The following is a 23,193-nucleotide window of genomic DNA, read 5'->3' on the forward strand; positions in this document are numbered from 1 at the left end:
GCTAACCTGCTTCGTTACTTCAATAAGAAAAAGCCGCCAAATGGCAGCTGGATCTTCAACTCTTGCACCCTATAGTTCAAGTACAAAATTTCACAAACTTGTAAAGTATAGTACCAACTTGGTTTGAAGAATACCACCTTTTAACAGAACCTCATTAATCTAATTTAACTCACCAATAAACCAGATTTCGCCTTCATGGTTGAAGTCATCGTCCGAAATTATTTCCTTGAAACCACGTACTTTTAAATCAGAAGATAAAACAATAATCCACTCTCTTATTAAATTTCTTTCGCTTTCGAAAGGTATCCATTTTTGTTCTGCTGAGTTTCTCTCGAAAAAACCATCAAACCAACTTTTATCTGGTATTACTACAATCTGTGAATCAAACAAATGGGGTAATGATATAATCGCATAAATACAATAATCACTTTGTTCTTTCGTCTTTATGTTTATAAATGTTCTACCCGTTCGATTAATTTTCGCATAATATCCCGCCTGAATTTGTTCGGAGTTTTTTTCGAATCTATGTATTCTTGGCTGAATGGCAAGTGTAAATGCCAATATCCTAAACCATAATCATTAGGATTAGGCATTGTTTTGGTTAATTCAGTTAAATTCTCTACAAAAGTATTGTATCTTCTCCTTAAACCCCTAACTTTCTTTTTTGATCCGTTATCAAATTTCCATCGAACCACACGAAATCCTCCTAATTAATTTACTGGAATCCCCCTTATAAAAGGATTGTGGCACTATACCTTCCTGACCTCTAGCCCCAATAGTTGAAAAAGAAAAAGACCGCAATTGACCCAGATGTAACAAAATATACACTTTGTTACATTCAGTTTTGTCTGAATCCATAAAAAAGGAGATCAATCCCCTTGGCTGAAGCTAGCGGCTTGCGGTCTCACATTGTTTTGTCGCCTAAAATTTTTTCGAAATTTTTATATATGGAATACTTTTGAATACCTTTTGTTTCTTTTACAGCTTGATTTGCATAGGTTTTGGCTTTTTCAATATTACCCTCCTTAAGATAAACTTCAGCCAATATTGTATTTTTCATCCAGTTTGAATTAATTTTATCTGATATTGATATAGCATCCTGAAGTTTATCTTCCTCTATACAAACTAAAGCCAGATAATATTGCCTTAGTTTTAAAGGCTGTATTCGTTCTAGGTTCGTTTTTGCCTTTTCGGTATCATGCTTATAAAGAGAATAAATAGTACGAAAAAGTGCTTGTCTAGCCGGGGTTTTATATTTTAACAATACTTTTTTTATGGCATCCTCAACATCGCCATCCAAATTGTTTGCCAGTGAATAAAACAAATAGTAAATAGGTCTTTTCTGGTTCCTAATTAAAAATTTTTCGGTTTTTGAAATGTCATTAGTAAACAAAATAGGAGAAAACGATATAAACAAATAAACACTTACTACTCCGACAATACAAATAAGAGAGAGTATCCAATTAACAGAAAAGAAACCTAAACCCAAACCTAATATAAACATAATTCCGATAAATGATATAAGATTTTTCATTAAATGTCCTCCGAAGAACCATTTTCAATATACGCCTTCCTCGTCTACCTCTTTGTACTCGATGATGAAAATTTGAGAGAATTATAACACGAACTTACCTTTATTGTTCAGGGGTAATTTAACTTTGGGTAGCAGGTTCTATAAGATGCTAAAACTTATAAATTCTTATATTATAAAAAAATCTTCAGATGCAGCCTGATGCTTATTCTGCCAGTTAGTTGAAAAAGGAAAAGGTGCGAATCAGCCTTACTTTCTTGAATTCAAGCTTCCACTAATTTAGCAAAGTGATTAAATCATTCTTTTGACCAAGGATACCACAACCTTCTTTTCTCGCTTTATCCTCAGTATTATTTGATTTTTACTCTAGATTAATACACCGATGCTTGTTCAACTAACCTACCACGATAGTTTAAGTACTACATTTCACAATCTTTCTTGTGCAAAAAGAAAAAAGGCGACCTCCTTCTTGAAGTATCGCCCCAGTTTACTCAACAAGGAATATTACTATTTAAACGTTATTAAAGCTAGATAAACTTCTCCCCAATTGGTGTAACTATTCCATCCATACTAATAGAATTTTTCTTTTTACGATATTCTTTTAAGTCTTGTTCACTTTTATTGGTAGCCCACTGTTGAAGAGTATCTCGTTCACCATTGTATGAATAAAATGGAACACTAAAACCACATGACGTTTTTACCATTTCAATCTTTGCATGAATTATTTGACGAGAACCAGGTAGGATGTCAAAGTGCTTAGCCATGTCATCCCATTTTGGTGAGTCTGGTAATACGACCTTACCTCTTCCGTATAGACGTAAAATCATCGGGGGACCTTCAAAAGCTAAGAACATAAATGTCATTCTACCGTTATCTATTAAATGGGCGCTTGTTTCATTTCCACTACCAGTTAAATCTAAATAAGCGACCTCATTTGGTGAAAATATCCTTAGTACATCATGACCTTTAGGGGAAATGTTAACATGTCCGTCTGTTGATAGTGGTGCTGAACCAACGAAAAAAATCCGTTGTTTTCTTATAAATTCTTCATGTTTTGGAAGTATTGATGAATAAACTGTTCCCATAATATATTCCTCCTCGCCTCACTAATTATTTAAAATAAAAAGCCTACCATCTCATAAGAGACGATAGGCTTAACCTTCGTGGTACCACTCTTGTTGATTTGTTATTACAACAAATCCACTTTATAACTGATTACGGATGTCAACCGTTAAGACTTACATATCAGCCTAACCACTCGTGGGCGAGTTGGGGACTTTATTGACTGTCTTTCACCAACCGACAGCTCTCTATACAATAAACTTTCCTTAATACTCCCAGTCACTGTGTTTCAATATTTTATAATTTTCTTAATTTTATTATGTATCATTAAATTGGTCAACCATATTTTTCTATTTCTTGTTCAACTAAACTGCCCAGTTAGTAAAAAAAGTAAAGCTGCCAGAATGACAGCTTGATTTACGACTCTTGCACCTTTACTTATGTATATATATTCAAATCTTTAATAGGCTTATAATTTTTTAAACTCCAATGATTTGCAGGAAGGACATTGAGCGGTAGATATATCGGTTTCATTATGTACCCACTCATAATGACAAGTCGAGCAGTGTAGTACTGTATGTTTTTTTTGAATTCTATTGATTCATTTATATATCGCTCATAATCTTGAGAGTACATATTTGCTAATGTACGAAATACAAAATTACCATCACACTTACTTCCGTTCCAATATTCTTCACCATCTTTAAATTCAATCATATTTTACACTTGCAAATAAGAAGGAGATCGCCCACCTTTTATTTAATCAATTTATTTATTATTAACCCGACAACTTATCCAGGTATCACAAATAGTATTGGAATCCATACTGGCAATATCCTTTATAGGTTTACCATTTAGAAATTGACCGAATCCGGGAAGTGCAATACTCCATAACAACGCTTCTTTACTGTTCCCAAATTGCTCTATTCCTTTTCTAAAATCTCTTTCGACCAGCTGTCATTTGGATGTTGTTCAAGCTTTCTAATTGTTTCTTAAGCCCTTTCATACGCTTTTGGCGGTGATTCCAACCAACCTTTATGAATCAAGATATTCATACCATCATCGACAAATTCGCCAATGTTGATAAGAGTTCTTATATACAACATATCGATATCTCTTCTTGCAGTTACTGCCAGTGAGTTTCCAAATGCCCTTATTTTCATTGCAAACATATCCACTTTATGAAACAGCATTATTTTATCGGAAAATGGAGGATAGGAAGATGTTGTAACCAAATGGTCTAGGTACTCAGGTGATTGTATACGTTCAAGGTGAAGTTTTTCCTTATACTGTTTTACAGCTTTATCAGTCATGTCTATACCTCTTTTAAACAAAGCTCTTACCTTTTCATCTTGAACTATTTGATGAAAGCCCATTAATAATGCCATACTTGTTGTGTTATTCTCTACGTTATCCCAAAGATGAATGATTTCTAATGCCTGTAACGGTCGGACATCTCCAAAAAACCCATTTAAGTAACTTTGTTTTTCAATTTTATCAATTCTATCTGGTGTCGGAATGATAGGAGGTTTTGCAATAAATTTATTTTCCATTAAAACATTATTAATTTGCCCTAACAGGACAGTAGTACATTGATTACAATAAATAAAGAACTCTCTTATATCCTCCCTCATTAACAATGGAACTGCTACTGCGTAAAGGCTCAAACCTGCCTTTGCAGCATATTTTAAATAGTGAACATAAAATTCATCTGCGTATAAACGAGGGGCACCAAGATTGACATCATCTTTAGTAAATCCAATTGGTATCGGAAAATTTTCCCTTTTAAAAAATCCTTCTATCCTCTGCTTGAAATCCTTAGATAAGGATAAACCATTTTCTAATAGCATCCTAACATTTTCTTCTTCGCAATGTTGAAGAAAATAACTTAAAATTTGAATGGACATGCTGTTTCCCATATAGGTAGCCCAAAGTTTACCAATTTCAAAAGACGTAAAAGGTTGGGTCTCATCTGATAGTTTTGGATTTATATTTAATGGTTTCATCACATTCATTGGATTTAATTCTTTATCCGTGGTCATAACTAATCTCCTTTTCCCTCATTTTCGCTTATGGTTTCCATTGGAAAATAATTTAATTCCAACTAATCTGACCTTTAACTTATAATTGTAATGAAAAAAGGACTGCCGAACAGTCCTTTATCATAAACAATTCTGCCCCGTTAGCTGCATAAGAAAAAGCCGCCAAGAATTTTTGGAGGCTGGATTTTCAACTCTTGCACCCGTTAGTGTAAGTACATTTATTTACAATCTCTTCCTCAGTTTTATTTTAAATTATTAAATATTTCACATTATATTATTTCAATTGTAGGTTTAACAATGACATCTACATTTCCGCGAAATGCGTTTGACACCATACAGCGGTCTTCTGCTAACTTGATAAATTTATGAACCTTATCCGCATTAACACCCGTTTCCTTTGAAAGTACGATATGAGGATGGTGAACAAGCCTTTCAAAGTGAACGCCATCTTTATCATCATAAAATGTTCCTGTTGAAGAAACCGTAAGCCTCTCAACTGGAATCCGTCCTTTATCTAAGATATAAGTAAGAGACATTAAAAAACAGGAACCTGCTGCTCCAATAAGCATTTCATCAGGATTCGTCCCTTCCCCAAGACCGTCCATAGATTTTGCTCTAGAAATTACTGTAGATAAATTCCCTACAGTAATTTGTCCTTTTCCTTTGTATCCACCATCCCAAGTTCCTTCAAAATGAAACGTATGCTCTCCCATTTATAGTCCTCCTTCTTTTACGAGTGTATAATTCATTTATAACATTATATAGATTTAATGGTAATTTAATACTGTTCAACAAAACTGCCTCGATAGTTGAAGATTGCCGTACTGTATCAAATTTTATAATCAGGTCAATAATTCCTCTAAAAATAGAATTTTTAGGGAGAGATGTATTTTGCTATTATCAAAAGCCTGGGAAATTTATGAATCTGATAAACGAATTGAAGGGTTCTTCCAACAGACTTTAAGGGCCTATAAACTTCAAGCGTTGTTGGTGATAAGGTATTTTGAGGATGTAAAACTCGAAACCATTACTACTATCAAATTAAAAGAATACTTGGCAAAGTCAAGTGAAAATCTAAAGCCATCCAGCTTAGCGCACTGTATACGTTCCAGAAGAGTGAAACTACAAAAATTTATGCCCATTAAGTGGTAGTCTTAGACAAGAATTGTATAGAAAATATTTTTAATCAGTGGCTCAAATATGTAAAAAAGCAACACCTTTAAAGAGTGTTGCTTCGTTTAACTCTTTTCTAATAACCACCAAAATGGTAACGGGGTGTTAAACTCTTGCACCCGTTAGCTGAAGAAGAAAATCAACACATCTCTTATATCTATGTCATTTTTTCCGTCAACCACTACCCTTTCTAAAACAACTTCTAAAGGAAGCCCTCTTTATATTAAAACCACAATCTTTTATGATAATCATATTCAGAGATATCGTAATTCTCTTCTCTTTCTTTTTTTGGGGTACACTCTTCACAAGGTTCTTCCGACTGGTTATGTTCACATTGTTCTAATAAAAGTTCCATTGTTTGTATCCCCTCTCCTATTGCTTACTTTCTATATTAATGGAAGCGGTTACATTTGTCAGCTGCTTTTTATTGGAAAATAATAAATCGTGTTATTAGATTTGTGAGGAAATAAGAGTGAAACAATCATATAATTTTTCTGTTTTTGAATCTGGTAATTTGGACAGTTCCGTCAATCTCTTTGATTCCCTCATAAGACTTCCATTCCAATCCCTTTAAATAGGCATTTCTAAACATAATATGAATTTACTTCAGTTATATTTAATTCTCCCTTTTTACTCTTCGATGACAAACTCCAGGAAACGACAACGAAAATAAGGTGCTCCCTTACTCGCTAACATTGACGATAGGCAATTTGTTTAATTATATTCTTTCCATTTTTTATTAAATTACAAAATAGCACAAATCATAATCATTACGTTTTATATTGACGGAAAATTTAAAACATAGTATATTCATAAAGGTGTAAATAGTAATGGTTACGATTTTCACTGAATATTAAAAAGGAAAAGGAGAGATTTTATTTATGCAAAAGGAACTTATCAAATCAATACTTGTGTTTTTCTTATTAGGTTTAATCCTTACAGGCTGTCAAGAAAAAGTAGATACACCCGTCGAAAATGCTTCCTCTAATTCTGAACCTGCTTCTTCTGATTCCAATACTGAATCTACAGACAGTACCAATCATAGCCATGATCATAACCATAGTGGCGATGATGAAAAACAAAAAGAAATATATTCAGGGATATTTGAAGATGACGAAGTTGAAGATAGAGAATTATCAGATTGGGAAGGAGATTGGCAATCAGTCTATTCCTACTTATTAAATGGAACTTTAGATGAGGTCTTACAGAAAAAAGTAGAAACAAAGAAAGATAAAACCTTTGAAGAGTACAAAGAATATTATAAAGTTGGGTATGAAACAGACATTGAACGAATCGTGATAAAAGATAATACGATGACATTTTATAAAAATGGAGAAGGAAAAACAGGAGAATATAAGTATCATGGATACGAAATTTTGACTTATGAATCTGGAAATAGAGGCGTTCGTTATTTATTTGATTTAGTTGGAGAAGCAGATGGTGTCCCAAAACATGTTCAATTTAGTGATCATAGTATTTTTCCAACAAAAGCAGAACATTACCATATTTATTTTGGAGATGAAGATCATGTCACTCTTTTAAATGAATTAGACAATTGGCCAACTTATTATTTTTCTAATTTAAGTGGAAAAGAAATCGTAGAAGAAATGAATGCACATTAATTTTATAAAACTGTTTTTAAAGTGATAACCTTTTAGGATAGTTTTCAAAGAGTGAAAATTTTATTAAAAGACGAATAGCTATTATTTTTCACTTTTAGTTCGAGAGTATATATATATAGCTTTAGAAATAATCATATTTTATACTCTCGAATAATTATTTAACAGAAAATGATAATTTACAAATATCCCCGTTCCCCCGTTCTTAGAAGGATATACTTCATGAAATATAGTTTCTTTTTTCCTTTGTTTAGTGGAAATGGGAACTCAATTCTAGAAAAAGACTCAAGCACCGTTAATTGAACAACGAGCAACCATTAAGAAATCGCTCTAATTCTTAAACAGATTTTTATTCTATATATTTTACGTTATTTTCTTGACACCATTCTATGGCAATCTCTTTATATCGTTCACTCGAAATGAATACCATTGCTCTTCAATATCAAAATCGATGATTTTATCCTTAAATCTTCTAAAGGCACCCTTTCCCTTAATTGCCTTTAATAACGCATCTCGCTTGACTTGATCACTAATAGTTAGGCAATAATCTTCCATAATCTCATACTCATTAACTTCATCTTATGTTGGCAGCTCTTTGTAATTCTCAAAGTTTTCAATTACATCAATAGCCACCTTTCTATCTTCCTGTTGCCAATCAGGTAAATGATCGAACGGTTCTTCCTCTTCAGCAGCTCTTAACTCTTCCGAAGTTACTAAAATAAATTCACCCGTTTCTATATTTAGAAATAGATCATTAAATTTTTCTGCATTTTCCACTGTAAAAAGGTTAAGCACCCATAAAGGGTGCCTTTTTTCTATTGTTGTTCAATTACTGGTTCAATTTTTCTGGTTACTTTGTTATCTACACTATCAAATTCCGTTCCGTATTTACCTGAAGATCCAGCTTGGTGCCGAGACGCTTCAGCTTGATTTGCACGTACTTCGGCATCTGTTGACCTACTTTGCTTTTTGTTATCTACCATTAATATTCACCTCCAGAATATTAATGTAACCAAAAATTTCAAGTTTATATTAGTTATAAAAGCCACACATATTTTATGGAATTATTTCTCAAATGCAACTAAACTGCTCTTAAGTTGAAAAAGAAAATAAAAGAAGCACTCAAAATTTTGGACGTAATTGTTAGTATATTCTTTCTTTCCTTCTTGACTCTTCAGTTACTGTTTTACAAGGGTATAAGTTTATGTTTTTTGGCAAAGATGTTTTTATAACTGATGGTATATAAATAAGACCGTAAAAGTTAAACGTTAACTATTTATAGAAAGGTACTCTTCCTTGCTAACTTAAATTAAGAGAGTTCACCAAAGTTATGAATATTTAAAGAAAACCCTCTTGTTTTGTTAAAGGAAAGGGTCTACATTTCATAAAACATAAAGATTCTATTAAAGAAAAATCTTTTTGAGTATTGAACCCTATCATTAATTATTTAGAGAAAGGGTTTATTCATAAAATGAATGAAAGAAAAATTATAGCAGAAACATCCATTGAAGACGAAGGAAGGATAATAATTTGGATTCAAAACCCTTTTTTAAACTAAACAAGACCGGAAAACAATCGTTTCAGTCAATACAGGAAGAACAAGAAGATTTGTCTCTTCAATTGTTTTCCAATCTTGATGAAAATCTTTATAACATAAAAGCGATGTTAAATAAACCGAGTGATCTCATTACGAGGGAATTTACTATAGGGAATACCCATCATCGATGTGCCATCGTGTATCTGGATGGTTTAGCCGACAAAATGGTAATCAACGATCAAATCATAAAAAACATTCAAATTGAATCTGTAGTAAGTGAAAAAGAATTATCGGACAAGGCCGTTCATCTTGTCAATCAATTATATAACAAAGTCCTCTCCGTTAGTGAAGGAAAAAGAACGAAATCATCAGATGAAATCTTATATTCTATACTTTCTGGAGACACCGTACTCTACGTAGATGGTACGGACCAAGCATTAACAATTGGTAGTAAAGGCTGGGAAAACCGAAGTATTGAAGAACCAATTACAGAGGCAGTAATTCGCGGGCCGAGAAACGGGTTCATTGAGAATCTGAGAACCAATACGATGCTGATTAGAAGATCTATTCGGGATCCCAATTTGCGTTTCAAATCGTACAAGATAGGAAGACGTTCAAAAAAAGACCTTGTTCTCGTCTATGTCGACGGAATCGTGAATCCGGATATTGTGAAAGAAGTCAATCAAAGATTGGCATCAATTGATATGGATGACGCCCTGGAAACAGGCTACATCGAGCAATGGATTGAAGATAACTTTCTATCACCGTTTCCACAAATAGACCATACAGAAAGACCGGATAAAGTAGTTGGAGCTGTTTTACAAGGTAAAGTGGCGATTTTGTTAGATGGAACACCTTTCGTTTTAATCGCACCCATGACTTTTGGAAATACGCTCCAGTCCCAGGAAGACTATTATGAACGATGGATTGTGGGGTCCTTAGTTCGTATATTGCGATATCTCGGAGCCTTTATTGCTGTTTTTTTACCCTCTTTATACATTGCGCTCGTTTCGTATCATCCTGGAATGATCCCGTCTAAATTAGCATTTTCCATTGCTGCGACCAGGGAGGGGGTTCCTTTTCCGGTTTTTATTGAAGCATTATTAATGGAAACGACCATGGAATTACTACGTGAAGCCGGGATCCGCTTGCCAAAACCTATTGGACAAACGATAGGAATTGTTGGGGGGCTGGTTATTGGTCAAGCTGCCGTCGCTGCAGGGATTGTGAGCCCGGTTATGGTCATAGTAGTCGCGGTTACAGCTGTTTCTTCTTTTTCTATGCCCGGTTATAGTACGGCACTTGCTTTTCGAATTCTCCGTTTTGGTTTTATGGGGGCGGCGGCTCTTTTTGGATTGTATGGTATTATTCTGGCTTACATTGTAGTTAATATCCATTTGGTGAATTTAAAAAGTTTGGGTGTCCCCTATACAACTCCCTTTGCCCCAAGCTTTGGCCGCGACTGGAAAGACCTTGTTCTTCGTTTCCCGATCACTATGCTGACAAGACGCCCTAACTATCTGCAAACAGAAGATGAAAAACGAATGGGGATCAAGAAAGGAGGACACTCATCGTGAAGCCCTTTGAATATGGAGATGAGGAAATTGGAGAACTAGAAATTCTCTTCATGGTGGCTTCGTATACGATTGCGGTAGGGGTACTTTCCATTCCACGCACATTGGCAGTGACAACGAATTTCTTTGATGGCTGGATTTCTTTAGTGATAACGGGTATTTTAATCATTTTCATTACATGGGTTAGCGCAAAACTCGCCATACGTTTTCCGAACCAGACATTTTTTACGTATACCTCTGCGATTTGTTCAAAACCTGTAGCTGCACTGATCACCATATGCTTTGCTATTTATTATATGGTAAGTGCTGCCTATCAGACGAGATTTGTTGCAATCACTGCTAAACAATACTTATTGGCCCGGACACCAGTAGAAATCATTGCGTTACTGTTTCTACTTGTCATAGTTTATGCGGTTTCAGGTTCTCGGGTTGGTGTCATACGGTTAAATTTGTTGTTCTTTCCCATTATTCTTTTCATTGCTTTATTGGTATTGGTAATGAATATCCCCAATTTTGAACCTAAGAATCTATTTCCCTTGTTCACCACAAACTGGGAGGGCTATTGGAAAGGCAGCAAAGAAAGTTTTTTTTCTCTTTTTGGTTCTGACATTCTTCTCTTTTATGTTGCATTTGTAAATAGACCGAAAGGAGTGACAAAATATGCCATGATTGGTGCAGGTATTCCGTTAGTTCTATACCTACTTATATATATGATGGCCATTGGTGTTTTCACTGCAGAAACAACTGCCACGCTCATTTATCCCACGATTGAACTTGCTAAAGAAGCAGAGGTACCAGGAGGCTTTTTTGGGCGTATTGAATCGTTATTTTATATGATTTGGATTATGACTATTTTTAATACGGCATCCTTATGCCTCGATGTAAGTTTAATGGCCTTCAGTTCCCTCTTTCAAAAAGTAAAAAAAAGAACATTTATTTTTCTTCTAACACCTTGTATTTACCTAATCGCCATGTTTCCTATAAATCTAATAGAGGTGACTATACTAGGCAGGTACTTAAGTTACTTTATCTTCGGACTGGGAGTTTTGATTCCAACAGTTTTACTAATACTAGCGAAAGTCAGGGGAATCAAGGGAAATGAGTAGATTCAAGTTATGCATAACCCTATTAGGAGTATTTTCTGCTTTCCTTACCGGGTGTTGGGATCACGTGGAAATTGAAGATCGTGGCTTTATTATTGGAATAGCCATTGATTTAGCTGAGGAAACAGGTGAGAAGCTAGAAGAATCAGAAGGAGAATATCGTTATAAAGGAACCTATCAATTCGTCGTTCCCTCTGGATTATCCCAGGGAGGCTCAGGCCAAGGCGGCCAAGGCGGCACTTCACAGAAGGCGTATAATAATTTGGTAATCGAGGATGAGACTATATCGGGGCAATCGCGCCATTTAGGAGAAGAAACGAGTCGAACACCATTCAATGAACATTTGCAAACCATTATCATATCAGAAAATGTCGCTAAAATACCAAAAGCATTAGGTAATGTCCTTGATTTTTTCCTGCGAGATAGTGAAACACGAAGAGGAATAAAAGTTATGATTGCAGAAGGGGAAGCAGGTCCTATATTGGGTATTCAACCAACACCTGAAAATCTTCCGGTCATGCATATTGATTCAATTGTTGAAAATTCATTTAAAAACGCAAGGATTCTTCCTGAAAAACGAATCGGTAGTATTCATGAACGTTTAATAGATAAAACAAGCTTTGTCGTTCCCAAAATAAAAAGGGATAATCAAAAGATAAACATAGCAGGGGCAGCCGTCTTTCATGGTCATAATAATCAAATGATCGGCTTTATTAACGGTGATATCACTGAAGGTTTAAATTTGATAACAGGTGACTATAAAGGGGGAATTTTGAAAACAAAAGTAGAGAATAAGCTAGTTGTTTATGAAATAAAAAGGGAAAAAAGCAGTGTGAAGGTCGTATCAAAGAATAAGGAAAACATTCAGTTTCATATTAAAATTGAGGCAGAAGGACAAATTGGAGAGTCTTTTGGTTCTCTTGATTACATGAATCCTAAAATCCTATCCAAAGTGGAAACAGCCGTTGAAAAAGAAATTGAACGAAAAGTATCTAAAACAATTAAAACTTTTCAAGAAGATTTAAGAGTTGACGCTCTTGGGTTAGGTGGTTATCTTCAACGGGAAGATTATGACACATGGAAACGAATCAAACAAGATTGGGATGATGGGAAAAATTACTTTTCCACAAGCACCATTAAAGTTCAAGCAGACATCATTGTCCAAACTTCTGGAGCAATAATTGAAAGTGAAAAACAATAGAAAGAGGCGAGCTAGATGTGGGAAAGAGTAATCGGCCGATTGCCCTCCAACCTTATCATCTTTTCTACTGTAGTATCCGTATTACTTCCTATGGCATTCTATAAGCTGAATCAAAAATTTCACGATTATGGTGATCCGTCATGGAAAAAGAAACAAGAACCCTAATTTGTAATTGAATTATAAATTTTTTAAAACTTATTCATTAATAGTTAAGTCGGGTAAACAAGGGGCATCACTGCCCCTAACTCCCCAAAGAACTATTGAATTACCTCTTGGCTTATTTTGTATTTCCCTTTTGGAAAACGGCCCCGGTATTGAAAGAACTTTAAAAAAAGAAGCACTCAAAATTTTGAGCACTTCTTTCGCATTTCTATGACATAAGATCCCGGCAGTTAAAGGCTGCCGAAATATTTTATTCTACCTGCTTAGGGTATACCTCTTTTATTTTTCATTCACTGCTTTGTGTAGTATTAAAAAATTCAGACGGATCTTTTTTGTTATCCTTTACCTTATTGTTGTTTTTACCCATTTTTCCATCTGATTCATAACTTAATTTCTGCGGTACCTTTTTATTCTCTTCCATAATATCCCCTTTCAAAACTATTATCAATTGACTTAAACCATTACGTTTCTTGTTTATTGATTGTATTGTTAATTAAGTTTTGAGTTGCATCTCGAGACGACTCCGCCGCATTTTCAATAGCTGGCTGTACGTAGTTTAAAGCTGACTGATTTATGTTTTTAAATTTTTTCATTTTATTTTCAGGACCGTTCTGATTTCGATTACTTTCCTTCATTGTCAATTCCTCCATTATTTTCTTTCATCTTTTTATTCTCTGATTTATTTTGAAAAATATACAAAACAACTCCTGTTTCCTTCCTGCCCGCTTATTCATTCAAAAAAGAGAGTAACACGAAAGGATCTTTATCCCTTTTTTCTCTGTTATGTCGCATTTAATAAGTGGTGTTTTCTAGTTCGCGAAGACTGTTATCGCTTTCTCACCGAACCAGTTATATTAATAAACCTTACCCCGATATTAATCAAGGTAAGGTTAAATGGCTATATTTTTAATACCCTCTTGTTGAGAGTGTCTTTTCGTCGGTTTTTTAGTTAACATCATGATATTCTATCGCACGTTCAGGATCTAAAGATAAATTAAACTGATCTCTCCAACGGAATTCAAAACGAGCTTTTGATAAGCCATCATCTCTTTTTTGGGCTCCTGGATGTCCTTTTGCCAAATCAGCAGCATGGGCGGCAATTTTGTAAGTAATAACCCCTACACGAACATCCTCTCTATTCGGTAAACCTAAATGTTCTTTAGGCGTTACATAACAAAGCATAGCTGTGCCATACCAACCAATCATTGCTGCCCCAATAGCAGATGTAATGTGATCATAACCAGGTGCTATATCAGTCGTAAGAGGTCCAAGTGTGTAGAATGGTGCTTCCTGACACACTTCTAGTTGTTTATCCATATTTTCTTTAATTAGGTGCATAGGTACATGTCCAGGTCCTTCAACCATTACCTGTACATCATGTTCCCAAACGATTATGTTTACTCATAAAAAAGATCGTCGATAGACGATCTCTTTTTCTATTAAAGTAAGCAGGATAGTTGTCAGACTCCCCTGCCCTAATTTGGTACTAATAGAACAGTTCTAATCATATTCTTAAAAATGAAAACAATTAAGAAGGAGGTAAAGTTAGTTGATAAAAATTAAGGTTAGTTTTCGGCCCATGGTAAGTAAGATAAATTTACCCACTGTTTTGAAATCAACTATACTTCCGGGTGACTCAATTGAAAGATTATTTATTGCAACCCAGGTAGGAGAGATCTTTTACATAGGAAACTCAAGTTTAAAGACTTTTTTAGATATTCGCCCGCGAGTCATAAAACTAGGTGTTTCTGGTGGTGGATATGATGAACGGGGATTGCTAGGGCTAGCGTTTCATCCCGAATTTTATTATAACGGTCTGTTTTATCTTCATTATTCAGTAGCTGGAACACAAGGTCCAGGTGCTCTTCCTGAACCTTTTAATCCTAACCCGTGTGATCCCAGCACTTTAAACCTAAGGTGGATAAATAGAGAAACTCAATATGATCATATTGATACAGTTGAAGAATGGATCTTACAATCGAATGGTCAACCTCAAAGACGACAGACTTTACTTAACTTAAGAAGACCATTTTTAAATCATAATGGTGTCAATAGCTTAAACTTTTCACCTGAAACAGGAAAACTTGTTTTAACAACCGGAGATGGTGGATCAGGTTATGATCCATTTAATTTAAGCCAGAACGATATGGAAATCGCCGGTAAAATCATTGAAATTGATGTAGGTAAGAATACATTTATCAACAATCCACCTGTAGTCACACGTTTTAATGAACTTCCTGCAACTATTCAGGAAACGATCACGGTAATGGCCAAAGGGGTTCGTAATATACCAGGCATTTCATTTCAAAAGTTTAATAAACAGTATATCAAATATGTGGGAAATGTCGGACAGGATTTGGTAGAGTCGATTTTTTCATTCGTTCATTATAAACCAATTCCGGTTACTCAGCTGATTCAAGCTTCTTTAAGAAACACCGAACCTAACCAAGAGGGATTTATTAACTTTGGCTGGCGAGGGTGGGAAGGTGCTTTTCCGACGTCAATTATAAGGGGCTGTTCTGCAAATCCGACTTTAGATGAGAAAACAATTGCTTATTACAATGAAGCTATAAACACTTCCGCGAAACGTCTTCATCCTCTAACTAGTTATTTTCATAAAGATCCCCGCCCCGATAAGTTTGGAGGAACGGCACTTACAGGAGTGCAAGCCTTTATGGGGAATGGAATCCCCAATTTAACGGGAAGTGTTGTGTTTACCGACCTTTCCCGTGTTGAAGAATCTCGCCCTCCAGTTAGAGGGGTTTTAGCATATAGCAGGGTTAGAACAGATGGTAAACAAAATGATTTTAGTGTGATTGAAACCGATTATAATTTTGGGTCTCAATCAGCTTATTATGTTACTTTGGGAACGAATCTGGATCAAACTAGACTATATTTAGGGGTTTATGGCTCTATGAAAGTGACTGATTTTAACCAAGGTACTATTTTTGAAATTGTACCATCTACTACATTTTAAATGCAGATGTATAGGGTACAACTGATATTGTTTTTGAACTAACCTGTCATTTACTTGAAACGTAAAAGAACAATGGGACTGCTGTTTCAGCAGTCCCATTGTTCTTTTACGCGTAAACCCATTCGTTTGTAACTTTTTAAACTTCCACAAATAATACACAAACCCCTTCTTCCATTAAACTTCACCGGACAATAACACATCTCCACCATACTCTATTTCTTAATCAAAACGTTCTGTATCTAATCCATCCAAAATATCCTCTAATTCTGTAAGAAAATTTAGTTGTACAGGTTCAGGAATTTGCTCCATCCACTTTTTTATTTGAGGTAACTCCTCAGCCTCATCTATATTCGTTGGTTTTGGCTGAAGAGTTGCCCACCATTTCTTCAATTCATCGATAAATTCATAAAAGTAACGTTCAAATCTTTCTGCCCATTCTGCCCCTTCATCACCAGAAGTCTTTTGCATCATACTCCAGGCTTCCATCGCTGTTTCGAAGTACTCATCAATCATCTTCATGTGTATCCCCTTTCTACATACGGTAGTTTTGTCCTTTTATGAACTCTGTACAAATTCTAATTTAATTGTCTTAAGAATGATGACGATTGTCCATACCACTGTTGTCTAATAACAATATAATAAATTGTACTTATCAGTTTATTCAAGAAAAACTGGTAAAGCTAAATCCTTCAATAAAAAACCGCCAAAGATAGGATGACAAAGCTTATGCAAACCATTGTATTTATTGAAACTAACAAATCCGGATCCAGTAGAGAAGCAATAAAAGCTGCTGAGAGACTCGGATATTTTACGGTGTTATTAACCAATAGGCAAAAATACATTCACCAAAGAACAGAATTTCCCGAAGTCCATCAAATGATTTTAGTAGAATTATCCAATAATGGTGAAATAAAAAAAACCCTCAGCAAACTACAAAGACAAGGCAAACGAATAAAAGGCATTTTGAGTTTTGTACATTCTTACGTTCATGTAGCAGCCGCCTTATCGGAAGAATTTTGTTCAAGTGTAGTCTCTACTGATTCAATATTAAAAATGGAAAATAAAGTTTTAACTCGTGAGCTTCTCAAAGGACACCCAAATTCTCCTTATTATGCCCTTTATAAACCAGATGATTTTTCCTTAGAGAATTTTATTGGTCAAGCCAATAACTATTTACCTCTTATTGTAAAGTCTCCCACATCTGCCGGCTCAAAAGATGTCCATTTGGCAAATAACGAGAATCAGTTAAGGCTGGCATTACAAGAATTACTAAAAAAAAATGAACAGATTTTATTGGAAGAGTATCTAATAGGACCCCAATATTTAATTGAAGTTTTAGTACACAATGGAAAAGTTCATATTGTCGCGATAATCGAACAACAGATTACTTTTTTACAACGATTTATCGTAACCGGATATTGTTTACTAACAGATGTCAATCAAAGGACATACAATAGTATCCTTGAGACAGTAAGTTCCATCTTAAAGGCTTTTCAAATGAAAAACGGTGCCTGTCACCTTGAAATGCGTTTAGTAAATGGAGTTTGGAAATTAATTGAAATTAACCCAAGAATCTCAGGTGGAGCGATGAATCGAATCATTGAAGTCGGATTTGGGATTAATTTAGTAGAGGAAACCATTCAATTAATGTTAGGAAATGAGCCTTGCCTTACTAAAAAACACAGTAAGTATGTATATGCACATTATTTAACAGTTGATTCTAAAGGAAAATTAATGAAGGTAACGGGGAAAGAACGAGTCTCTCAATATCCCGGTGTAGAAGAGGTGTATATAAAACCCCGACAAGGACAGATAGTTCGTCCGCCTTTATCAATGGGAGACCGTTGCGGATACATTTTGGCATCCTCAGAGAATAAATTCGAAGCGAAAAGAATTGCTATGGGAGCAGCTAGCGAAATACGTTTCTTCCTTGACCCAATTTAAAAATTTCAAGTGACAAATAATGAGTAGGATCTATAAAAACAGAGGTTTTAAGAGATTAGATGAGCTATTAATGATTGAACAAAAATTCTAGTCTTTTTATAAGAAAAAGAATGTGGAGAGGTGGAAAAGAAGTAAAATGACGTTAATTGGCATGCTTCATCATCGCAGTGATCCAAGTAATGTAAAGAAAGCATATGCTTATGCCGCTGTAGCAAAAGCAGAAGGTGTAACCTTTTTTTACTTTACCCTAGGGAAGGTGAATATAAAACAGCAAAAGATTTTAGGAAAAGCCTATGAAAATGGACAATGGATTGAAAAGGAATTTCCTTTCCCTGATGTCATTTATAATGCAAGTTATGTTGCAAGTGAGAAAGCTAAACAAATCTTTGATTATTTGTTTGATAGGATTCCGTTTACAAGTCATTCAATTGGGGACAAATTATCGGTTTATAACAGAATTAAAAAGGCAAATAAATTTAATCATTACCTTATTCCTTTTTATGAATTAACTGACGTTCAGATTTTTTTTGACATGATCCGTCGTTATAAAAAAGTGATTATCAAACCGTTAACGGGGCATCAAGGAGGGGGCGTTGTTTTTATTGAAAAATATGGGGCAAATCATTACAAAATGAATGATGCAGGCCTAGTATTAACCTTAAATGAAAAACAATTGTTAGACTTGATATCCCTTAAAATACAAGAACAAGATTACGTAGTTCAACAGTTTATTACAAGTCAAACAAAATCTGGTCATGTTTTTGATTTCCGGTTGCATGTACAAAAAAATGGAGAAGGAAAATGGGTTATTACTTCTATTTATCCACGGATCGGGCGTTTAGGGACCATCACATCTAATATGAAGAGTGGTGGTTATAGTACTTACCTGGATATTTTTTTAAAAACAGAGTTTGGTAACTCCTGGTATGATATTCAAAGGTATCTTGAACAGTTTGCGATAAGTTTCTCAAATCATTTTGATTCTTTATATGACAATGAATTGGACGAATTAGGAATTGACGTCGGAATTGATGCCAACCAAAAACTATGGCTTTTTGAAGTAAATTGGAGACCAGGCCCACCTAATATTTATAATCTTGAATTGGATGTAGCCAAAAATACGATTTTGTATGCTAAATATTTAGCTGATACAAACGGGAAATAGACTAAAGCCAGATTAGCCAGTTATTATAGGTTTTCATCATAGAACAAATATTTAATCCCCAAAAGGCAGCTTGCCGCTCATGAACAGACCTTCAATTGTGGACAATTGAGTTGCCGTTCATTAAAGGAAAGCTGCCTTTTTATGAGAAAAGTTTCTACCATTTTAACTTCTTAAATATTCGATGACATCATCGAAGTCTGAGTCATCCCCGCCCGTTTTGAAATAAACAATGTCATTTGGGATTAAAAATGAATCAAAAAACCTCTTTATTTCATCTGCATCTGAAAAATGATAAACATTATGCGGATTTACTCCTGCCTCTATAGCTGGCTTTTCAAAATCTCTTGCAATAAACCCTTTGGTGATGAGAATATCTACCCCCGAGGCACCGATTAGATGTCCTGCCTTTTCGTATTCTTCATCTGCATATTTTCCCAGTGCTGCCATTCTTCCCAGAACAGCAATTTTTCTTTGGGATGGCAATGCAATACTGCTTAATGTTTCTAAGCCTTTTCTTAAGGAAGCAGGATTTGACTTCCAAGTATCATCCACCAACGTAATTTGATTTCGTCCTTCGATGATTTGAAAATGGGATCTCATGTGATGATAAGAAGATAATCTCTTTATAGCATAGTGAATATCCACTCCTAAGATTGCAGCGGCTGCTAATGAAGCGGCTGCATTATATACACTATGCTCACCAAGACCCGGTATATATCCTTTAAATTTACTTTGCTTATATTCCATCCAAAAAGTCATGCCAGATGAATGATATTGATACTCCTTAATCCTAAAAATAGCATCCTTGTTTTTTCCGAACGTTATAATCTCTCCCATAAATTTTGAAGTATCAATGGTGGAAAGATAGGGGTCGTCCGAATTTAGGATGAGAATTCCTTTATTGTTCATACCTTGCATTATTTTTGCCTTTTCTGCTAGATAATGATCAAATGATCGGATTTTATCCGTATGATCCACATCAATCATTGTCATAATCCCAATCGTTGGGTAAAAATACTTACAGGACTCCGTCATATCCCCTTTTGAAGATACGGCTGTTTCAAATACTGCCACATCCGTATCTTCATCAATTCCCATTAAATAAGGAAGGTTGTAACAATTGGCATTTTTGCTTGATATTGTTGCCTGCACCTTTTGTGTTTCTTCCAAAATGTGTTTTAGCATTTCTTTCGTAGTTGACTTTCCACATGTCCCAGTAATGGCGACTACAGGAATGTTAAACAGATGCCTGTAATACGAAGTTAATTTAAAGAAACTGTCTTTGAGATCCTTTACCATAATGATTTGATTAGGATTTAATTTTTCCATATGAGAAAATGGTGTATCGGTAACGATGAATACATTTTTGTATTTCTTTATAGTTTCAACAGGCACCGCTCTATTGTTCCAACGAAAAAATAACGTATGACTTCTAATTTCAAATCTGTTATAAGTGACGTTCTTGATTCGTATACCTTTTTGCTTTTCATTAGGCTGAATGTTCATTGCAGTTAAAATGTTCTCCAATAATAATGTCTTCAAAATGTCCCTCCTGAAGTACCTTTTTTGAAAAAAGCCTCTCCCCCCATAATACGGTTCTGTATGGTAGTAGTGATTGAATCACTTTTAAATTCAAAAGCTAATGTATCATATGACGTGTCCCCTATTGCAGGTGTGTGATAAATACCAAACAATGCTTTATTTTCCGCTGTATTCACCTGAGAATTTGAAATGGAAACTAATGCTTTTTTTCTTCCCAAGTCTTCATTAAATTTTGGTGCTATTCCCTTTGCTTTTCAATAAAAAACCTATCGATTGAATAGGCAGTTGTTGGCATCCATTTCTTATGACGGATTCTAATCTTTTCGTGATTTGTATAGTGGGGATAAATCACGGAGGACTTCATACCTATTGGAAAATATTTCACATGTGGCCCCTCATTCTTCGAATCGTTTCCGTACCTCTTCAAGCATACGCTTCTCCTCTTTTAACTCCTGAATTGCTACAGGATAAGCTGGGTTTTTATCCACTGTTATGACACGTGGTCTGGAAACATACGAAAAAAGCCAAGGCTTTCTTGAGAAAGCGCTTGGCTGCTTGTTAATCTCTTGATTCACTTAGATAAACGACACGCTCATAGATGGTTAGAATTTGTATTATAGAAGTATGTTCTTTAAATCGATGATAAAGTCTTCAAAATACTTACTTCTATAAAGATAAACACTTCAACTGTCTCAGTACGGTTATCTACCATCCAATACCCTTTAACTCCTGTCGGTTCATATACTTTTATTTTTAGCTAACGCTCATGATTGTCAGTTAATGGCGATGATATTTTTACAATTATGGAGAGGGAACCGAATGGTAAACGTGGTTCCTTTTCCTTTTTGGCTTTGGACGGTGATTTTTCCTTGAAGCGAGTCGATAATGCGATAGCTCACCATGAGTCCTATACCGGTTCCTTTTTCTTTCAGGGAATAAAATGGTTGTCCTAGACGTTTCACTTCGTCTTCATCCATCCCCACTCCCTCATCTTGGATTTGGATCATCACATGCTGTGACTCCTGTTTCACGCAAATGGAAACCGCACCACCTTGAGGCATCGCTTCGATGCCATTTTTGATGATATTGAGGAAGGCTTGTTTCATTTTTGGGGGATGACCCAATATCGCACACTCTTGCTCCGGAAGTCGGACGTCTATGCTTACTTTTCGTTCTAAAGCATAGGAGTAGAGAATCTTGACGACTGTTTGTATTTTTTGGCAAACATCGACGGACTCTTTCGTATCCGCTTCTGGCTTGGCAAGCGAAAGATATTCAGTAATGACGTCATTCGTTCGATCCACTTCTTCTATACAAATTTGAACATACCTTTTATACGTCTCTGAAATTGGTGATTGTAGAAGTAACTGGAGAAATCCTCGATTGGTCTGCATGGGATTTCGAACTTCATGAGCAAAGGAACTGGCCAATTCTCCGAGTATCTTATATTTTTCCGCCTGTTGAGCTTCCATGTGTAACTGGGCATTTTCCCTTAAGGTTTCAATCAAAAAGATGGTTACGATGGTGGCAACACATATCGCTAAAATTTCCTGAAGTGTGTGGTTAAAAAAATCCATCTCTTGAAAATCCACTAGGATGAAGATTAAGGACATCCCCGATGTTATCATCCAAGCCAGTTTCATTCGACCTGCTCGATCCTGTTGGATGAAACGTGGATATGCTAAAAAAAACATGGGTAAGAAGAAAAGGACTTCGTATACCGTTGAATAAAAACCTTCCCCCCCGAAATACCAACGATACAACAATAAGATGATCGTGAGAACAATACCTGTTGCGTATCCTCCTCCATAAAATATACCGATCATAAGAGCTACAAACCGTAGGTCACTTCGCTCGTTTACATCCGAATAGATCGGGAAGGACATGCACAATACTAACGTAATCGTTGCCAAGAAACTGAAAATTAATTTTTGACGTTTCGTTTCGATGAATTGATGACGATTGGTTAAATACATAGAATAAAAAAAGACAGGGATCAAAATAATCATTACTTGTAAGAGCAAGTTTTTAGTATGTTCCATACAGTTTACCTCATTGTTAGGCTCATTCTAGTATAAAAGAAAACCGAATATAAAAATAGAAGAAAAAAATGGGTTCTGGTGCAAAAACTCAAAACAATTGCAATTAATCTCTAAAGCTTAGACATACTGATACTATTACTCTAAAAAAGGGGTATGATCAGTATGGGGTCCTTACAGCATTTCGCGGATTTTATACGTAAGACAAATAATGTAAATTGGTACGCCCAATACTTCCTTTGATATAGGGGTGATGTCAGCTACACTGGACTAACCCTACATTGTGTGTGATTGGATATCCCTAATATTGGTTTGTGATAAAAATAAACCGGATTTGATAAATTAAATAGTACTATTTTCTAGAATACCTCTTAAAAAAATGCACTTCAGGAGCCACTTTCTGGCTTCCGGAGCGCATTTTTTCGAATGCGTCTTTTTATATGGGCTTGTACACTATAGCAATTTAGATGATACCTCTTTATTCCGCATTCTATCTTTTGAGCACGGTTAAAAAAGTTACCC

General features: G+C 35.2%; 22 protein-coding genes, 3 pseudogenes and 1 other annotated feature. Of the genes and pseudogenes, 9 read left to right on the plus strand and 16 right to left on the minus strand.

The features are described from left to right. Positions 1-159: 159 nt before the first annotated feature. The 5 genes and pseudogenes from ACSU6B_RS19635 to ACSU6B_RS19655 form a co-directional block, all read right to left on the minus strand. Positions 160-593, minus strand: a pseudogene (locus tag ACSU6B_RS19635) (DUF3916 domain-containing protein). Positions 594-904: 311 nt separating this feature from the next. After that, entirely contained in the window at positions 905-1,534 is a 630-nt protein-coding gene (locus tag ACSU6B_RS19640; protein WP_410887894.1) for a hypothetical protein, read from the minus strand. 524 nt (positions 1,535-2,058) lie between these two features. Then, positions 2,059-2,616, minus strand: a complete 558-nt coding sequence (locus tag ACSU6B_RS19645; RefSeq protein WP_410887896.1) for a pyridoxamine 5'-phosphate oxidase family protein — start codon at positions 2,614-2,616, stop codon at positions 2,059-2,061. Between the two features lie 53 nt (positions 2,617-2,669). Further along, positions 2,670-2,885: a binding site (T-box leader), on the minus strand. A 700-nt stretch (positions 2,886-3,585) separates the two neighbouring features. After that, the gene (locus tag ACSU6B_RS19650; RefSeq protein WP_410887898.1) at positions 3,586-4,608 is read right to left on the minus strand and encodes a DUF3231 family protein; all 1,023 of its coding nucleotides are present in this window, start codon (positions 4,606-4,608) and stop codon (positions 3,586-3,588) included. A 296-nt stretch (positions 4,609-4,904) separates the two neighbouring features. After that, positions 4,905-5,348, minus strand: coding sequence for an OsmC family protein (locus ACSU6B_RS19655; protein ID WP_215006481.1), 444 nt, complete (start codon positions 5,346-5,348; stop codon positions 4,905-4,907). 178 nt (positions 5,349-5,526) lie between these two features. Here ACSU6B_RS19655 and ACSU6B_RS19660 point away from each other — a divergent pair, with 178 nt between their 5' ends. Beyond that, positions 5,527-5,787, plus strand: coding sequence for an integrase (locus ACSU6B_RS19660; protein WP_410887900.1), 261 nt, complete (start codon positions 5,527-5,529; stop codon positions 5,785-5,787). A 244-nt stretch (positions 5,788-6,031) separates the two neighbouring features. Here the strand turns inward: ACSU6B_RS19660 and ACSU6B_RS19665 are convergent, their stop codons facing one another. Next, complete coding sequence (locus ACSU6B_RS19665; protein WP_256942356.1) at positions 6,032-6,163, minus strand: hypothetical protein; 132 nt, start codon at positions 6,161-6,163, stop codon at positions 6,032-6,034. 526 nt (positions 6,164-6,689) lie between these two features. On the opposite strand from ACSU6B_RS19665, the gene ACSU6B_RS19670 reads away from it, so the two are divergent. Then, on the plus strand, positions 6,690-7,430 hold the full coding sequence (locus ACSU6B_RS19670; RefSeq protein ID WP_410887902.1) for a metal-binding protein ZinT: 741 nt from the start codon (positions 6,690-6,692) through the stop codon (positions 7,428-7,430). A gap of 384 nt (positions 7,431-7,814) precedes the next feature. On the opposite strand, the gene ACSU6B_RS19675 is transcribed toward ACSU6B_RS19670, so the two are convergent. From ACSU6B_RS19675 to ACSU6B_RS19685, 3 genes are read right to left on the minus strand one after another with little or no spacing between them, the layout of a single operon-like run. Continuing rightward, positions 7,815-7,982, minus strand: coding sequence for a hypothetical protein (locus ACSU6B_RS19675; RefSeq protein ID WP_410887904.1), 168 nt, complete (start codon positions 7,980-7,982; stop codon positions 7,815-7,817). Positions 7,983-8,006: 24 nt separating this feature from the next. After that, complete coding sequence (locus tag ACSU6B_RS19680; protein ID WP_410887906.1) at positions 8,007-8,222, minus strand: hypothetical protein; 216 nt, start codon at positions 8,220-8,222, stop codon at positions 8,007-8,009. 20 nt (positions 8,223-8,242) lie between these two features. After that, positions 8,243-8,410 (minus strand): hypothetical protein, encoded by a 168-nt coding sequence (locus ACSU6B_RS19685; protein WP_410887908.1) that lies wholly within the window; start codon positions 8,408-8,410, stop codon positions 8,243-8,245. Positions 8,411-8,957: 547 nt separating this feature from the next. Here ACSU6B_RS19685 and ACSU6B_RS19690 point away from each other — a divergent pair. From ACSU6B_RS19690 to ACSU6B_RS19705, 4 genes are read left to right on the plus strand one after another with little or no spacing between them, the layout of a single operon-like run. Then, a complete protein-coding gene (locus tag ACSU6B_RS19690; protein ID WP_410887910.1) occupies positions 8,958-10,541 on the plus strand; it encodes a spore germination protein in 1,584 nt (527 codons plus the stop codon). Next, entirely contained in the window at positions 10,538-11,644 is a 1,107-nt protein-coding gene (locus ACSU6B_RS19695) for a GerAB/ArcD/ProY family transporter (RefSeq protein ID WP_410887912.1), read from the plus strand. The genes ACSU6B_RS19690 and ACSU6B_RS19695 overlap by 4 nt, the downstream gene beginning before the upstream one ends. Next, entirely contained in the window at positions 11,637-12,842 is a 1,206-nt protein-coding gene (locus tag ACSU6B_RS19700) for a Ger(x)C family spore germination protein (protein WP_410887914.1), read from the plus strand. The genes ACSU6B_RS19695 and ACSU6B_RS19700 overlap by 8 nt, the downstream gene beginning before the upstream one ends. A 15-nt stretch (positions 12,843-12,857) precedes the next feature. After that, positions 12,858-13,007 carry a hypothetical protein gene (locus tag ACSU6B_RS19705; RefSeq protein WP_214713910.1) on the plus strand — a complete coding sequence of 50 codons (150 nt, stop codon included), beginning with the start codon at positions 12,858-12,860 and terminating at the stop codon, positions 13,005-13,007. A 283-nt stretch (positions 13,008-13,290) separates the two neighbouring features. On the opposite strand, the gene ACSU6B_RS19710 is transcribed toward ACSU6B_RS19705, so the two are convergent. The 3 genes and pseudogenes from ACSU6B_RS19710 to ACSU6B_RS19720 all read right to left on the minus strand — a co-directional run. Then, the gene (locus ACSU6B_RS19710) at positions 13,291-13,425 is read right to left on the minus strand and encodes a hypothetical protein (protein WP_410887916.1); all 135 of its coding nucleotides are present in this window, start codon (positions 13,423-13,425) and stop codon (positions 13,291-13,293) included. Positions 13,426-13,465: 40 nt separating this feature from the next. Further along, a complete protein-coding gene (locus ACSU6B_RS19715; RefSeq protein ID WP_410887918.1) occupies positions 13,466-13,639 on the minus strand; it encodes a hypothetical protein in 174 nt (57 codons plus the stop codon). A gap of 319 nt (positions 13,640-13,958) precedes the next feature. Then, positions 13,959-14,396 (minus strand): annotated as a pseudogene (locus tag ACSU6B_RS19720) (phosphomethylpyrimidine synthase ThiC); the annotation flags it as partial. Between the two features lie 157 nt (positions 14,397-14,553). Between ACSU6B_RS19720 and ACSU6B_RS19725 the strand changes: the two are divergent. Beyond that, positions 14,554-15,981 carry a PQQ-dependent sugar dehydrogenase gene (locus ACSU6B_RS19725; RefSeq protein WP_410887920.1) on the plus strand — a complete coding sequence of 476 codons (1,428 nt, stop codon included), beginning with the start codon at positions 14,554-14,556 and terminating at the stop codon, positions 15,979-15,981. Between the two features lie 219 nt (positions 15,982-16,200). On the opposite strand, the gene ACSU6B_RS19730 is transcribed toward ACSU6B_RS19725, so the two are convergent. Beyond that, entirely contained in the window at positions 16,201-16,500 is a 300-nt protein-coding gene (locus tag ACSU6B_RS19730) for a hypothetical protein (RefSeq protein ID WP_410887922.1), read from the minus strand. Between the two features lie 207 nt (positions 16,501-16,707). Between ACSU6B_RS19730 and ACSU6B_RS19735 the strand changes: the two genes are divergently transcribed. After that, a complete protein-coding gene (locus tag ACSU6B_RS19735) occupies positions 16,708-17,925 on the plus strand; it encodes an ATP-grasp domain-containing protein (RefSeq protein WP_410887924.1) in 1,218 nt (405 codons plus the stop codon). 136 nt (positions 17,926-18,061) lie between these two features. Continuing rightward, complete coding sequence (locus ACSU6B_RS19740; RefSeq protein ID WP_410887926.1) at positions 18,062-19,090, plus strand: YheC/YheD family endospore coat-associated protein; 1,029 nt, start codon at positions 18,062-18,064, stop codon at positions 19,088-19,090. A 162-nt stretch (positions 19,091-19,252) separates the two neighbouring features. Here the strand turns inward: ACSU6B_RS19740 and ACSU6B_RS19745 are convergent, their stop codons facing one another. The 3 genes and pseudogenes from ACSU6B_RS19745 to ACSU6B_RS19755 form a co-directional block, all read right to left on the minus strand. Continuing rightward, on the minus strand, positions 19,253-20,632 hold the full coding sequence (locus ACSU6B_RS19745) for a Mur ligase family protein (RefSeq protein ID WP_410887928.1): 1,380 nt from the start codon (positions 20,630-20,632) through the stop codon (positions 19,253-19,255). Between the two features lie 407 nt (positions 20,633-21,039). Next, positions 21,040-21,214 (minus strand): annotated as a pseudogene (locus ACSU6B_RS19750) (DDE-type integrase/transposase/recombinase); the annotation flags it as partial. A 191-nt stretch (positions 21,215-21,405) separates the two neighbouring features. Continuing rightward, entirely contained in the window at positions 21,406-22,674 is a 1,269-nt protein-coding gene (locus ACSU6B_RS19755; protein ID WP_410887930.1) for an ATP-binding protein, read from the minus strand. Between the last annotated feature and the right edge of the window lie 519 nt (positions 22,675-23,193).

The sequence above is a fragment of the Neobacillus sp. C211 genome (assembly GCF_051842875.1).
Taxonomy (GTDB): Bacteria; Bacillota; Bacilli; order Bacillales; family Cytobacillaceae; genus Neobacillus.

Excerpts from the sequence above, each read along its gene's own strand:
- ACSU6B_RS19640 (WP_410887894.1), bottom strand. The coding sequence starts at position 1,534 with ATGAAAAATCTTATATCATTTATCGGAATTATGTTTATATTAGGTTTG.
- ACSU6B_RS19645 (WP_410887896.1), bottom strand. The coding sequence starts at position 2,616 with ATGGGAACAGTTTATTCATCAATACTTCCAAAACATGAAGAATTTATA.
- ACSU6B_RS19650 (WP_410887898.1), bottom strand. The coding sequence starts at position 4,608 with ATGAATGTGATGAAACCATTAAATATAAATCCAAAACTATCAGATGAG.
- ACSU6B_RS19655 (WP_215006481.1), bottom strand. The coding sequence starts at position 5,348 with ATGGGAGAGCATACGTTTCATTTTGAAGGAACTTGGGATGGTGGATAC.
- ACSU6B_RS19665 (WP_256942356.1), bottom strand. The coding sequence starts at position 6,163 with ATGGAACTTTTATTAGAACAATGTGAACATAACCAGTCGGAAGAACCT.
- ACSU6B_RS19670 (WP_410887902.1), top strand. The coding sequence starts at position 6,690 with ATGCAAAAGGAACTTATCAAATCAATACTTGTGTTTTTCTTATTAGGT.
- ACSU6B_RS19675 (WP_410887904.1), bottom strand. The coding sequence starts at position 7,982 with ATGGAAGATTATTGCCTAACTATTAGTGATCAAGTCAAGCGAGATGCG.
- ACSU6B_RS19685 (WP_410887908.1), bottom strand. The coding sequence starts at position 8,410 with ATGGTAGATAACAAAAAGCAAAGTAGGTCAACAGATGCCGAAGTACGT.
- ACSU6B_RS19700 (WP_410887914.1), top strand. The coding sequence starts at position 11,637 with ATGAGTAGATTCAAGTTATGCATAACCCTATTAGGAGTATTTTCTGCT.
- ACSU6B_RS19705 (WP_214713910.1), top strand. The coding sequence starts at position 12,858 with ATGTGGGAAAGAGTAATCGGCCGATTGCCCTCCAACCTTATCATCTTT.
- ACSU6B_RS19710 (WP_410887916.1), bottom strand. The coding sequence starts at position 13,425 with ATGGAAGAGAATAAAAAGGTACCGCAGAAATTAAGTTATGAATCAGAT.
- ACSU6B_RS19715 (WP_410887918.1), bottom strand. The coding sequence starts at position 13,639 with ATGAAGGAAAGTAATCGAAATCAGAACGGTCCTGAAAATAAAATGAAA.
- ACSU6B_RS19730 (WP_410887922.1), bottom strand. The coding sequence starts at position 16,500 with ATGAAGATGATTGATGAGTACTTCGAAACAGCGATGGAAGCCTGGAGT.
- ACSU6B_RS19735 (WP_410887924.1), top strand. The coding sequence starts at position 16,708 with ATGCAAACCATTGTATTTATTGAAACTAACAAATCCGGATCCAGTAGA.
- ACSU6B_RS19740 (WP_410887926.1), top strand. The coding sequence starts at position 18,062 with ATGACGTTAATTGGCATGCTTCATCATCGCAGTGATCCAAGTAATGTA.
- ACSU6B_RS19755 (WP_410887930.1), bottom strand. The coding sequence starts at position 22,674 with ATGGAACATACTAAAAACTTGCTCTTACAAGTAATGATTATTTTGATC.